The organism is Kitasatospora sp. NPDC058032 (assembly GCF_042885845.1).
GTDB lineage: Bacteria > Actinomycetota > Actinomycetes > Streptomycetales > Streptomycetaceae > Kitasatospora.
In genome coordinates this window covers 456,552-469,111 of record NZ_JBHVRK010000003.1, presented here as the reverse complement: position 1 = coordinate 469,111, position 12,560 = coordinate 456,552, and the positions used below count along the sequence as shown (strand labels likewise).

Below are 12,560 nucleotides of genomic sequence, written 5' to 3'. Positions count from 1 at the left end.
CGGGCGACACCCGGCGGAAAAGGCTCCGCCGGGGGCCTTGACATTCCGGAATGTCGCTGGGCACCCCCTGCCGCCCACTACGCTTGACGCTGTGAGCATTCGACTGTACGACACCAGCACCCGACAGGTACGCGACTTCGTCCCGCTTGTACCGGGTTGTGTCTCGATCTACCTGTGCGGCGCTACCGTCCAGTCGGCGCCACACATCGGGCACATCCGGTCCTACCTCAACTTCGACGTCATGCAGCGGTGGTTCGCGTACCGCGGCTACCAGGTGACCTTCGCCCGCAACGTCACCGACATCGACGACAAGATCATCGCCAAGGAGCGCGAGCTCGGCACCCCGTGGTGGCAGATCGCCTACGAGAACGAGCGCGCCTTCAACGACGGCTACAACGCCCTCGGCTGCCTCCCGCCGACCGTCGAGCCGCGCGCGACCGGGCACATCCCCGAGATGGTCGAGATGATGGCCGGGCTCATCGAGCGGGGCCACGCCTACGAGGCCGACGGCAACGTCTACTTCGACGTGAAGTCCTACCCGGACTACCTCGCGCTCTCCAACCAGAAGCTGGAGAACCTGCTGCAGCCCTCCGGCGAGGGCGAGACCGGCAAGCGCGACCCGCGCGACTTCGCGATGTGGAAGTCCGCCAAGCCGGGCGAGCCGAGCTGGGACACCCCGTGGGGCCGCGGCCGTCCGGGCTGGCACCTGGAGTGCTCGGCGATGGCCCACAAGTACCTGGGCCCGGCCTTCGACATCCACGGCGGCGGGCTCGACCTGATCTTCCCGCACCACGAGAACGAGATCGCCCAGTCCAAGGCCTACGGCGACGACTTCGCCAACTTCTGGGTGCACAACGCCTGGGTCACCATGGCCGGCGAGAAGATGAGCAAGTCGCTGGGCAACTCGGTGCTGGTCTCCGAGATGGTCCGCAACTGGCGGCCGATCGTGCTCCGCTACTACCTGGCGGGCCCGCACTACCGCTCGATGATCGAGTACAGCGAGGAGTCGCTGCGCGAGGCCGAGGCCGGATTCGGCCGGATCGAGGGCTTCGTCCAGCGTGCCGTCGAACGCTGCGGCGCCGTGGACGCGGCGCCCGAGGTGCCGCCGGCCTTCGCCGAGGCGATGGACGACGACCTGGGCGTGCCGCAGGCGCTCGCCATCGTGCACACCGCCGTCCGCCAGGGCAACAGCGCCCTCACCGCGGACGACAAGGAGAGCGCGGTGGCGCGCTTGGCCGAGGTCCGTGCGATGCTCGGAGTACTGGGTCTGGACCCGCTCGACCCGCAGTGGGCCGGGACGGAGCGCGGCGAGGACCTGCACGGTGTGGTCGACTCGCTGGTGCGCCTCGTCCTGGACCAGCGCCAGGCGGCGCGGGCCCGCAAGGACTTCGCGACCGCGGACGCCATCCGCGACCAGCTCGGCCTGGCCGGGCTGGCGATCGAGGACACCCCGTCCGGCCCGCGCTGGACGATCAACAGCCAGTAACCCCCCGGCGACCGAGGGGTGAGGTGGGCCGTACCGGACCGGTGCGGCCCTCCCGCATGACGGAGCGCATGCCGTCGGGCGCCACCGGCATCTCCGGGGCGGCCGGCCATGCCGGACAGACAGACAGGAAGTACAGCCATGGCCGGCAACAGCCAGCGCAGGAACCGCCGCAACCCCGGGTCGAAGAAGGGCGCGAGTGTCGGTACCGGCGGCCACAGCCGGAAGGCGCTCCAGGGCAAGGGCCCGACCCCGCCCGGGGAGGAGCGCAAGGGCCACCCGAAGCAGCGGGCCGCCAACGCCGCGCTCAAGCGCGAGCGGGACGCCAAGGCCCGGGCCGGCATGCGCCGGGCCGGTGGCGGCGGCCGGGGCGGCCGCGGCGGCGCGGGCTCCGCGGAGCTGGTGTTCGGCCGCAACTCGGTGGTCGAGGCCCTGCAGGGCGACGTGCCGGCCAACGCGCTGTACGTCCAGCAGTTCATCGACACCGACGACCGGGTCCGCGACGCCTTCCAGGCCGCCAACGACCGCGGCATCCCGCTGATGGAGGCCCCGCGGCCGCAGCTGGACCAGATGACCGGCGGGATGAACCACCAGGGCCTGGTGCTGCAGGTCCCGCCGTACGAGTACGCGCACCCCGAGGACCTGCTCGAGGAGGCCGCGGAGTCCGGCCGGGACGCGCTGATCGTGGCCCTGGACGGCGTCACCGACTCCCGCAACCTGGGCGCCGTGGTCCGTTCCGCCGCCGCCTTCGGCGCGCACGGCGTGGTCATCCCGGAGCGCCGGGCGGCCGGTATGACCGCCGGTGCCTGGAAGACCTCCTCGGGCGCGGCGGCCCGGCTGCCCGTCGCCCGGGCCACCAACCTGACCCGGGCCCTGGAGGCGTACCAGAAGGCCGGTCTGATGGTGGTCGGCCTGGCGGCCGACGGCGAGGCCGAGATCGGCGACCTGGAGGCGCTGACCGGGCCGGTGGTGATCGTCGCGGGCAGCGAGGGCAAGGGCCTGTCCCGGCTGGTCTCGGAGACCTGCGACCTGCGGGTGCGGATCCCGATGTCCGGGCTCACCGAGTCGCTGAACGCGGGCGTCGCGGCCGGCGTCGTGCTGTACGAGGCGGCCCGGCTGCGCGCCAAGGTCGGCTGACACCCGGCGGAGCGCGCGGGTGGCGGCACCCGGGTAGCGGTGCGCGGATGACGGCACCCGGGTAGCGGCATTCCGGCAGGAGCACGACGGGGCCGCCCACCGCAGGCGTTCTCCGCAACCGCCCGCCGTTCGCCCGCAAGTCAGGGGAAAGCGATCGGATCCGCCCGGGTCCGATCGCTTTTCTCATGGTCACTTCAAGGAGCCTCCCGATGTCCACCCGGGAGAGTGTCCTAACCGGGCGTCACCCGGTTAGACGGGCGTGGACACCAGAACACCTCGGCGCCCGCTCCTGGGCGGTGGCAGCACCGGGATAGACGCGGGCCCCGGCCTCAACACGGTCAAGGTGCCGTCCGACCCGGCGCGCCTCAGCAGCACCCAGGCGAGCTTCCGGCTCAACCTCGCCACCCCGGTGGCGCCGCTGATCGACGCCCCGGCCGGACTGCTGTCCACCGGTGCGGCGTTCGGCGACCCGTACGGCCCCCAGGGGCTGATCCGCCGCCCGATGGTCACCCCGCAGGTGGTCGTCCCCGCCGGCGCCGTGCCCCTGCTCGCCGGCGGTCTGGCCGGTGCGCCGCCGCGCCGCAAGGGCCGGGTCACCCCGGTCACCTGGACCGGCGAGGCGCGCCCGGACGACCTCGCGGCCACCCGGCTGCTGGAGGCCGTCCGGCTCGGCGCCGTCCCGGCCGGGGTCGGCGGGCGCGGCGGACTCTCCGGGGGCTCCCTGGCGGACGCCGACACCCAGCTGCTCCCGCCGTACGGCGGCGCCCGGGCGGTGCCGCGCCAGCCGCGCGAGGGCGACGGCACCGCCACCGAGGCCGGCGTCGGCCCGATCGGCGCGCCGCAGGGCTGGACGCCCAGCGGCGAGCTGCCCGAGGTCTCGGCCGCCGGCGCCGAGGGCAGGCAGCCCTGGTACCCCGGCCGCCGGGTCGACCTCGGCCTGGTGCTGCTGCCGCTGCGTGCCGTGCTCGGCTCGCTCTCCGTCTACGCCGGGTTCAGCAAACTCTGCGACCCGGTGTACTTCGACGGCGGCGAGCGCGGCTCGATGATGCGCTGGCTCTCCTCGCTGCACCCCTGGAAGGTCGCCGAGCCGCTGCTGGCCTTCGCGATGGCGCACCCGGTCGGCTCCGGCCTGGTGGTGTCGTTCATCGAGATCGTGGTCGGCGTGCTGACCGTGCTCGGGCTCTGGCAGCGCGTCGCGGCCGGCGCGGCGATGACGCTGTCCGCCGTGCTGCTGTTCACGGTGAGCTGGCGGGCCGTCCCGGTGTACGACACGCCCGACCTGATCTTCCTGGCGGCGTGGAGCCCGCTGCTGATCGCCGGGGCACCGTTCGCCTCGCTGGACGGGCGGCTCGGCCTGGAGGCCTGGCGGCGGTACGGCGCGGACGCCCCGGCGGCGCTGCGTCGCCGGGTGCTGCGGCGCGGCGCGGTGGTCACCTCGGTGGTCGTCGGCCTGACCCTGCTGCTCGGCTCGATGCTGGGTGCGGCGGTCCGTACCGGGGCCCGGCCGCAGCACCCGGCGCCGTCCCGGCCGGCCACCGACTACGGCACGCCGGTCTGGCCGAGCGGCGGACCGTCCGCCACCCCCGGCGGCAGGGCCCCGGCCGCCTCGGCGACCTCGCCGGCCCCGGCACGGCCGGCCGCGCCGAGCGCCGCGGCGACCACCGCCCCGCCGTCCGGCACCCCGACCCCGTCGAAGGCGAGCCCGAGCGGCACGGCCACGCCGAGCGGCAAGGCGAAGCCCTCGTCGGCCAGGCCGGAGACCGGCGCGGCCTCCTCCGGGGCCTCGGCGCCGCCGGCCGCGTCGATGCCGGCCGGGTCGGCGCCCGCGCAGCGCGGCACCCCGGCTCCGGCGTCCGGCAGCGGGGCGGCGCCGAAGCCCGCACCGAGCTCCGGGGCCGGCACCCAGGGCGGTGCCCCGAGCGGCTCCGGCAACGGCGCGGGCGGCTCCGGCTCGGGGCTGCTGGGCGGGGTGCTGGGCAGCGCGCCGCTGGCCGAGCTGTCCGGCGGCGGCGCCCGCACTCCGGCCGCCCACCCGGTGGCGGCGACGGCCACCTGACGGGCCGGGCGATCGGCCCGGTGACGGCGATCGGCTGGGTGCTCCGTGGGGGAGCACCCGGCCGATCGCGTGGTGGTCGCCGCGGTCGCGGCGCGGCGGACTACTGCGGCGAGCGGCCGGCGCCCGAGGCGAGCTCCTTGGCGGCCTCGGTGAGGTCCTTCGCGGTGTCGATGGCCCGCCAGTAGACGCCCTGCGGCAGCTGGTAGCCGGCCAGCCGCTTGCCGCGGGCCAGCTGCGGGAAGGTGGTCCGCTCGTGGTCGCCGACGTCCGGCAGCAGTTCGGCGAACTCCGGGCTGAACACGTAGAGGCCGGCGTTGATGAGGAACGGCGACGGCGGGGCCTCGATGAAGTCCAGCACGTTGCCGAACTGGTCGGTCTCCACGGCGCCCCACGGGATCCGCGGCCGGGCCAGCGCGAGGGTGGCGACGGCGCCCCGCTCGTGGTGGAAGGCGGCCATGTCGCGCAGGCTGAACCTGGTCCAGATGTCGCCGTTGGTGGCGTACCAGGGCTCGTCGGGGCGGGGCAGCGCCTTCGCGGCGTACTTGAGCCCGCCGCCGCGGCCGAGCGGCTCGGCCTCGACCACCGTGCGGACCCGCAGCGGCAGGTCGGCCTTGTCGAGCCAGTCCTCCAGCACGTCCGCGAGGTGGCCGCAGGAGACGACCGCGTCGGTGACGCCCTCGGAGGCGAGCCAGGCCAGCTGGTGGCCCAGGATCGGGGTGCCCGTGCCGGGGATCTCGACCAGCGGCTTGGGGCGGTCGTCGGTGTACGGGCGCAGCCGGGAGCCCTGGCCGCCGGCCAGGATGACGGCCTGGGTGACCGGCACCGGGCCCGGAACCGGCACCGGGCCGAGGGCGGGGGCGTGGGCGTTCGCGGGAGTGGCCGTGGGGCCGGAATCAGCGCTCATGGCTGAACAATAGGCGCACCCGTCCCGGGCGTTGCGCCGCTGTCCGCCCGGTGGGCCGGGCCGCTCGCCGCCGGTTGGGCGCCGACCGGCCTGGCGCCGACCGGTTCGGTGCCGGTGCCAGTTCGGTGCCGGTTCGGTCAGCTCGCGGCGCCGACGGCGAACGAGCCGTCGCAGACCGGGCGGGCGAAGGACCGGGCCCGCTGCACGTCGCCCTGGTACTTGCGCACCGCGGCCTTGCCCAGCTCGGTGGCGAGCGAGCTGCAGTACGGCGTGAGCGCGGGCTGCTCGCGCATCGAGCGCTCCAGCAGGTCGAGCGCGCTGCCCGGGTTGTGGGCGCGCAGCTCGTCCAGGAGCGTGACGCGCAGCGCGTCCTGCGGGGCGAGCCCGTCCGGGGTGCGTCCGGTGCCCGCCGTCCGGCCGATCCCGGCACCGTCCCCGCTGGACGCCGCGACCACCTGCTGGTCCAGCGAGGTCGGCGGGGCCCACGGCACCCTGGTCACGGCGAGGGTGCCGGTGGTCACCAGGACGACGGGCAGGGCGAGGGCGATGGTCTGGCCGATGCGGCGAACTAGCTGCTTCACGCACAGGAGAGTAGCGGTGAGTGCGGCCCTGCTCGCCCTCCGTTACACCATCGGGTGACAGGGTGTCCCGGTTCGTCCCGGCGCCGTGTTGACGCCCGTCACCCGTCGGAGTGGCCGTGAACGGCGGGAGCCCCGCCGGACCGGTGGACGGTCCGACGGGGCTCCGGGGCGCGGGCCGGTCGCCTCAGTTGGAGAGGCGGGCGCCGGTGCTGGTGGAGAACACGTGGGTCTCGCCGGCGACCGGCACGACGTGGATGGTCTCGCCGCGGGCAGGGATCTGGCGGCCGTGCACGCGGACGACCAGCTCCTTGTCCTCGCCGCCGATCTTGGTGGTGCCGTAGACGAAGCCGTCCGAGCCGAGCTCCTCGACCACGTTGACGGTGACGGCCACGCCCTCGATGCCGCCGCCGGCGACGATCTCGAAGTGCTCCGGGCGGATGCCGACGGTCACGGTCTTGTCGGTGCCGGCGCCGGCCAGGTCCTCGCGGGAGATGTTGACCAGCGAGCCGCCGAACTTCACGCCGCCGTCGACCAGCGGCACCTCGACCAGGTTCATCGCGGGGGAGCCGATGAAGCCGGCCACGAAGAGGTTGGCGGGCTTGTCGTACATGTTGCGGGGGGTGTCGACCTGCTGCAGCACGCCGGCCTTCAGCACCGCGACCCGGTCGCCCATGGTGAGCGCCTCGGTCTGGTCGTGGGTGACGTAGACGGTGGTGATGCCCAGGCGGCGCTGCAGGCCGGCGATCTGGGTACGGGTCGAGACGCGGAGCTTGGCGTCCAGGTTGGACAGCGGCTCGTCCATCAGGAAGACCTGCGGCTCGCGGACGATCGCGCGGCCCATCGCGACGCGCTGGCGCTGACCGCCGGAGAGCGCCTTCGGCTTGCGGTCCAGGTACTCCGTCAGGTCGAGGATCTTGGCGGCCTCTTCGACCTTGGTGCGGATCTCGGTCTTGTTGACGCCGGCGATCTTGAGCGCGAAGCCCATGTTCTCCGCGACGGTCATGTGCGGGTACAGCGCGTAGTTCTGGAACACCATCGCGATGTCCCGGTCCTTCGGCGGCAGGTGGGTCACGTCGCGGTCGCCGATCCGGATGACGCCGCTGTTGACGTCCTCCAGGCCGGCCAGCATGCGGAGGCTGGTCGACTTGCCGCAGCCGGAGGGGCCGACGAGGACGAGGAACTCGCCGTCGGCGATGTCCAGGTCCAGGGCGTCGACCGAGGGCTTGGTCGCCCCGGGGTAGACGCGGCTCGCCTTGTCGTACGTCACAGAAGCCATGGCTGTGCTCTCCTCCACCGGCAGGAACGTGCCGGACGATCCGAGTAAAGGTGGGTGGTACCGCTCCGCCGGCCCGCCCGTAGTGGTCTGAACCACTGCGCGAACCGACTCCCGGCGACGCTACCTGCGCGTCCGCTGCTTGTCAGCCCCCGGCCGACCCGAATTAGGCATCGGTTCCATCACGCCTGCCCCGCCCCCGTCCACCCCCCGGATATCCCCCCACCGCCCGCGCCCCGCCCGGTAGACTGCCCCCGGTGCCGCCGTGACCTCGTCGCGGACGGTCACCATGCCTCCTTAGCTCAGCTGGCCAGAGCACCGCTCTTGTAAAGCGTAGGTCGTCGGTTCGAATCCGACAGGGGGCTCCACGGGTTCCTCGCGAAGGCCCCCCGGCGTGCAGCCGGGGGGCCTTCGTCGTTCCGTCAGGGCCGTACCGGGCGGGTGCGGGGGCGGAGTTGGCGGAGGGTGTGGGTGGGGGCGTGGGCGGTGAGGAGTTCGGCGGCGCGGCGGTAGGAGAGGCGGGCGCGGTGGGTGTGGGGGCAGCGGTCGGGTGTGGGGGTGCCGGCGGGGGCGCGGCGGGTGGTGAGGAAGAGCGGGCCGGTGGTGCGGCCGGCGAGCAGGAGGGGGAGCAGTCGGGCGGTGCCCGCCTGCCAGGTGAGGGGCGGGGCCGGGGGCCGGGTGCGGCGGTGAGGGAGGTCGAGGTCGTCGGCGTCGAAGGCGAGGACGGTTTCGACGGGGGCGCCGCTCTCGTGCAGGAGGCGCCAGAGGACCTGTTCGCGCAGCGGGACGCGGAGGGCGAACAGGGCGCGTAGCTGGTCCGGGGTGAGCGGGGCCGGGCCGGTGCCGGGGGCGGGGAGGGGGCGGGCGCGCAGGCCGTCGGCGGGGTCGGTGCGGATCCAGCCCTGTCCGCGCCACCAGGTGAGGGCGGCGCGCAGGGTGGAGAGCTCGCGGTTGAGGGTGCGCGGGTCGGTGTCGCGGGAGCGGTGGTCGACGGCGGTGCGGAGGCGGGCGGGGGCCTCGGGGTGGTCGAGCAGGGCGAGCGGCAGGACCGGCGGCCGGGCCCGGCGGCGTTCGGGTCCGGTGGGGGCGGGGCGGTCGGCGAGCGCCCAGGCCCAGGTGTGCAGGGCGATCCGGTAGACGCGGCGGGAGCCGTCGCCGAGCCCGGCGGCGGTCAGGTAGCGCTCGACGGCCACTGCGTACTCGACCGGGGGAGGAGGGGTCATGCGGACCTGCTTTCCGCAGTAAACGACGACGGTGAGTGCCGGGCAAAGGATAGTCCGGCGCGCAGTAAATGGCAGGTGGATACCGATTGTCGGAGATATTTACTGCGGCAGGGAGGGGTTGGCTGAAAATTGATGGGGAAAGGCTCAGGTTTTCCGCCGGAATACCTTGTCGGCGGTTTCCGTCCGTGGGCAGACTGGACGACCATGACAGGGGAGACGGAGCGGCCTCCGGCCCGCCGTCGACGGCTGCGCGGCCGTCTTGCGGTGCTGGGGGAACGCGATTTCAGGTGGTTCTTCGTCGGCTACGCGACCTCGCTGGTCGGCTCCTCCATGGCGCCGGTCGCGGTGGCGTTCGCGGTGCTGGACGGCGGGGGCGGCGGGTCGCAGCTCGGCTGGGTGATGGCCGCCCGGATCCTGCCGATCGTGCTGGTGCTGGTGGCGGGCGGGGTGATCGCGGACCGGCTGGGCAGCCGGCGGGTGATGCTGGCGTCGGACGTGCTGCGCTGTGCGGTGCAGGGCGTCTTCGCGGCGCTGCTGGTCACCGGGAACGCGTCGGTCCCGGCGATGGTGGTGCTGGTCGCCGTGTGGGGGCTGGGCGAGGGGGTGTTCCTGCCGGCGCTGGGCGCGCTGGTGCCCTCGCTGGTACGTCGGCCGGAGCGGCTTCCGGACGCCAACACCCTGTTGGGCCTGGCTCGTTCGGTGTCCACGGTGGCCGGTCCCGCGCTCGCCGGCGTGATCACGGCGGGCCTCGGCCCGGGGGCGGTGCTGCTGATCGACGCGGCGACGTACGGGGTGGGCGCGCTCGCCCTGGCCCGGTTGTCCGCGGCAGTGTCGAAGAGCGCGGGCGCGGGCGGCGGCGAGGGTTCGATGCTGGCCGATCTGCGGCACGGCTGGGGCGAGTTCCGCTCCCGCCGGTGGCTCTGGGTGACCACGCTGCAGATGGCGCTGTTCAACCTGCTGGTCTGGGCGCCGTTCCTGGTGCTGGGGCCGCTGACCGCGCAGCGCGAGCTGGGCGGGGCGCGGGCCTGGGGCCTGGTGATGGGCGTGTACGGGGTGGGCGCGGTGCTGGGCGGGGCGCTGATGCTGGGGCGCAGGCCCGGCCGGCCGCTCGCGGTGGCGACGCTGGCGGGGCTCGGCTGGGCGCTGCCCTCGGCGGCGCTCGCGGCCGGGCTGCCGCTGGGCTGGGTGGCCGCGGCGGCGCTGGTGGCGGGTGCCGGGTCGGCGGTCTGCGGCTCGCTGTACGAGTCGACCCTGCAGAGCTGGGTGCCGGCGGAGGTGCTGGCGCGGGTGACGGCGTTCGGCGGGCTGGGTGCGTTCGTGCTGGGGCCGCTGGGCCTGGCGGCGGCCGGTCCGCTGGCCGACCGGGTGGGGGTGGCGGCAGTGCTGGCCTTCGGCGCGGGGTGGCAGCTGGTCGCCGTGGCGGCGGTGCTGGTGGTGCGCGAGGTGCGCTGTCGGAGCTGGGAGGAGTCGGAACAGGGGCGGAGCGGGGCGTGGAGCCGGCGCCGAGCGCGGCGGGTGCCGGGTGAGCCCGGCGGTCGTACCGTGGAGGGGTGCGGGGGCGAACGGAGGAGGTAGGCCATGCCCGGTTCTCTCACCATCAGCCACCACGAGGCTGCCGCGTCCGTGGACCACGCGGACGCCGTGCGGCTCGCCACCGTGCTGGACGAACTCGCGTACCTGCTGGAGATCCCGGGGCCGAACCGGGTCAACGAGGCGCAGCTCGCCGCCCTCTGCGAGGGTCGGGCGCCCGACCGGGCCGAACTGGCGCACTGGGCGCGGACGGTCGCCGCGGAGCTGAAGGGGCGCCGCTAGGCCCTGCCTCGTGGCCGCCCCGCGCCACCCGCCGGCCCCGCCGTACGATGACGCGCGGGGCGGGTGGTCCGCACGCGCCGCGGAGGACGTGGGGGAAGACGTGGCAGAGCGTACGGCGGCGCCGATGTCCTGGCTGACGGTGGACACCCCGCTGCCGAGCGGCCCGTTGCACGTCGCGGTGACCGCGCAGGGCGTGGCGGCCGTCGGCTACCTCGGTCGGGAGGGCGAACTCCCGCGCTGTGCCGACGAGTCGAAGATCGCCGCGGTCACCGGCCGGGTCGGTGAGTACCTCGCCGGGCGCCGGCGGCAGCTGGACCTGCCGATCGACTGGAGCCTGAGCACCGGCCCGCACCGGGCGGTGTTGCAGACGCTGCTGCACGAGGTGCCGTTCGGGCGGACCATCACCTACGGCGAACTCGCGGCCCGCAGCGGGGTCTTCGGCGAGGTCGAGGAACCCGGGCTGGCGGCCCGTACGGTCGGGCAGATGATGGCCGCCAACCCCGTCGCGCTGCTGGTGCCCTGCCACCGGGTGGTGGCGGCGGACGGGATCGGCGGCTTCGGCGGCGGCCGGGTCGGGATCGACGTGAAGCGCTGGCTGCTCACCCTGGAGGGTGTGCTGGAGCCGACGCTGGACTGGAACGGTCCGCTCTGACCGGCCGATCGGCGGCGGGTCAGTGCACCAGCTGGCCCGCCGCCAGGCTGCCCGGGGCGGCGGGGCCGGCCGGGGCGAGCGGCGGGATCGGCGGGATCGGCGGGAGTTGGCGCGGCAGTACCGGCTGGATCCCGGAGACGAGGGTGTACTCGATGCCCGTCGGGTCCCCGGCCCACTCGGTGTCGGGCCGCTCGCCGAGCGCCAACTGCACCGCGTTCCACGGCAGGTTGAGACCGCACAGGCTCAGCTGGTGGAGCCCGCCGGAGGGCCGGGTGTTGACGTCGATCACCACCGGCTCGCCGCGCAGGTGCCGGAACTGCACATTGGAGAGGTAGGCCATCCCGGTGGCCTCGACCAGGCGGCGGGCGGGTTCCAGGTACCGGGGCGCGGTGGTGAAGCTGCGCCGCCGTCGCTCCTTGCTGCGGCCGACGGCGGCGAGCAGCGTGCCGTCCAGGTCGGCGAGGCAGTCCACGGAGACCTCGGGACCGTCGAGGTAGGGCATGACCAGCAGGTCGGTGGCGGCGTCCGGGTTCTCCCGGGCCGCCCGGTCGAGCGCGGTGGCCACCTGGTCGACCTGGACCCGGCTGTCCCAGCCGGCCAGCCGGTGGAGCCCGAACGGCTCGCGGGTGAGGACCCGGAAGCCCTCGCCGCCGGCGCCGGAGGCGGGCTTGAGGCAGGCGGTGAGGCCGGCCGACTCGATCCGGTCGACGGCGTCGACCAGGTCCCCGGCGGTGCGCACCAGCCACCACGGCGGGGTGGGCAGTCCGGCGTCGGCCATCGCCGCGTAGCCGTCGGCCTTGCTCGCGAAGGCGGCGATCGCGGTGGCGGGCGGGCAGGCGAGGGCGGTGCCGACGGCCTCGAACTCCTGGCGGTGCAGGGATATCGCGAGCTGGTGCAGCCGGGGCACGAAGACGTCGACGCGGTGGCGGGCGCAGTGGTCGAGCGCGAAGGCGACGTAGGCGTCGGGGGTGAGGTCGGCGGGTTCCAGGCCGGCGGTGTCGGCGGCGGCGAGGACGGGGGAGTCGGGGTCGACGTGGGTCGCGTGGACCCGGACCGGGCGCGGAGCGGCGCGCAGCTGTTCGATGAAGAACACGTTCTCGGCGTACGTGCGGTTGAGCCAGACGGTGACGGGGGCGCTCATGGGGCCTCCCAGGGCAGGGGTGAACGAGGGGGAAGGGCTGTCTCGTGGCCGCGCTCGTCCAGTGGCCCGTGGCCCTTTGAGGTCGCACCTTAGCGGTCCGTCGAACGGGGTCGAACGCGGGGTGGCCTGCCGTGCACGGGCCGGGGAGGCGAACCGGACCGTCCCGTTCCGGAAAAGATTAGATCACCTGATCGAATAAGTATCGATCAGACATTCTATTCGTACTATTTTTTCGGTTATTCCGACCACTCGAAAGAGTGATTGCGGTTGCCCTTCGAAAGGGCCCACCATGATTCTT

At 74.3% G+C, this 12,560-nt stretch carries 11 protein-coding genes and 1 tRNA gene; 7 read left to right on the top strand and 5 right to left on the bottom strand.

From position 1 onward, the window contains the following. Positions 1–91 precede the first annotated feature (91 nt). The 3 genes from cysS (at position 92) to ACFVUH_RS07610 (ending at position 4,676) form a co-directional block, all read left to right on the top strand. On the top strand, positions 92–1,486 hold the full coding sequence (gene cysS / locus ACFVUH_RS07620; protein ID WP_355357761.1) for a cysteine--tRNA ligase: 1,395 nt from the start codon (positions 92–94) through the stop codon (positions 1,484–1,486). Positions 1,487–1,624: 138 nt separating this feature from the next. Continuing rightward, the gene (gene rlmB, locus ACFVUH_RS07615; RefSeq protein ID WP_355357764.1) at positions 1,625–2,620 is read left to right on the top strand and encodes a 23S rRNA (guanosine(2251)-2'-O)-methyltransferase RlmB; all 996 of its coding nucleotides are present in this window, start codon (positions 1,625–1,627) and stop codon (positions 2,618–2,620) included. A 259-nt stretch (positions 2,621–2,879) separates the two neighbouring features. Next, positions 2,880–4,676: a DoxX family membrane protein gene (locus ACFVUH_RS07610; protein ID WP_387911772.1), complete on the top strand. Its 1,797-nt coding sequence runs from the start codon at positions 2,880–2,882 to the stop codon at positions 4,674–4,676. Positions 4,677–4,776: 100 nt separating this feature from the next. Here the strand turns inward: ACFVUH_RS07610 and ACFVUH_RS07605 are convergent, their stop codons facing one another. The 3 genes from ACFVUH_RS07605 to ACFVUH_RS07595 all read right to left on the bottom strand — a co-directional run bounded on the left by ACFVUH_RS07605 (position 4,777) and on the right by ACFVUH_RS07595 (position 7,437). Further along, a complete protein-coding gene (locus tag ACFVUH_RS07605; protein ID WP_387911770.1) occupies positions 4,777–5,580 on the bottom strand; it encodes an NDP-sugar synthase in 804 nt (267 codons plus the stop codon). A 137-nt stretch (positions 5,581–5,717) separates the two neighbouring features. Next, a complete protein-coding gene (locus tag ACFVUH_RS07600; RefSeq protein ID WP_355357773.1) occupies positions 5,718–6,161 on the bottom strand; it encodes a hypothetical protein in 444 nt (147 codons plus the stop codon). Positions 6,162–6,345: 184 nt separating this feature from the next. Continuing rightward, positions 6,346–7,437: a sn-glycerol-3-phosphate ABC transporter ATP-binding protein UgpC gene (locus ACFVUH_RS07595; protein ID WP_355357776.1), complete on the bottom strand. Its 1,092-nt coding sequence runs from the start codon at positions 7,435–7,437 to the stop codon at positions 6,346–6,348. A 288-nt stretch (positions 7,438–7,725) separates the two neighbouring features. On the opposite strand from ACFVUH_RS07595, the gene ACFVUH_RS07590 reads away from it, so the two are divergent. Beyond that, positions 7,726–7,802, top strand: a tRNA-Thr gene (locus tag ACFVUH_RS07590). 54 nt (positions 7,803–7,856) lie between these two features. Here ACFVUH_RS07590 and ACFVUH_RS07585 read toward each other — a convergent pair. Beyond that, positions 7,857–8,657 (bottom strand): hypothetical protein, encoded by an 801-nt coding sequence (locus tag ACFVUH_RS07585; protein ID WP_387911768.1) that lies wholly within the window; start codon positions 8,655–8,657, stop codon positions 7,857–7,859. Positions 8,658–8,861: 204 nt separating this feature from the next. Between ACFVUH_RS07585 and ACFVUH_RS07580 the strand changes: the two genes are divergently transcribed. The 3 genes from ACFVUH_RS07580 (at position 8,862) to ACFVUH_RS07570 (ending at position 11,121) form a co-directional block, all read left to right on the top strand. Then, positions 8,862–10,232, top strand: a complete 1,371-nt coding sequence (locus ACFVUH_RS07580; protein ID WP_387911766.1) for an MFS transporter — start codon at positions 8,862–8,864, stop codon at positions 10,230–10,232. A gap of 3 nt (positions 10,233–10,235) precedes the next feature. Then, the gene (locus ACFVUH_RS07575) at positions 10,236–10,469 is read left to right on the top strand and encodes a hypothetical protein (protein ID WP_355357785.1); all 234 of its coding nucleotides are present in this window, start codon (positions 10,236–10,238) and stop codon (positions 10,467–10,469) included. A gap of 100 nt (positions 10,470–10,569) precedes the next feature. Then, complete coding sequence (locus ACFVUH_RS07570; protein ID WP_387911764.1) at positions 10,570–11,121, top strand: methylated-DNA--[protein]-cysteine S-methyltransferase; 552 nt, start codon at positions 10,570–10,572, stop codon at positions 11,119–11,121. A 19-nt stretch (positions 11,122–11,140) separates the two neighbouring features. Here ACFVUH_RS07570 and ACFVUH_RS07565 read toward each other — a convergent pair whose 3' ends face one another. Further along, complete coding sequence (locus tag ACFVUH_RS07565; RefSeq protein WP_387911762.1) at positions 11,141–12,262, bottom strand: ATP-grasp domain-containing protein; 1,122 nt, start codon at positions 12,260–12,262, stop codon at positions 11,141–11,143. Positions 12,263–12,560: the final 298 nt, after the last annotated feature.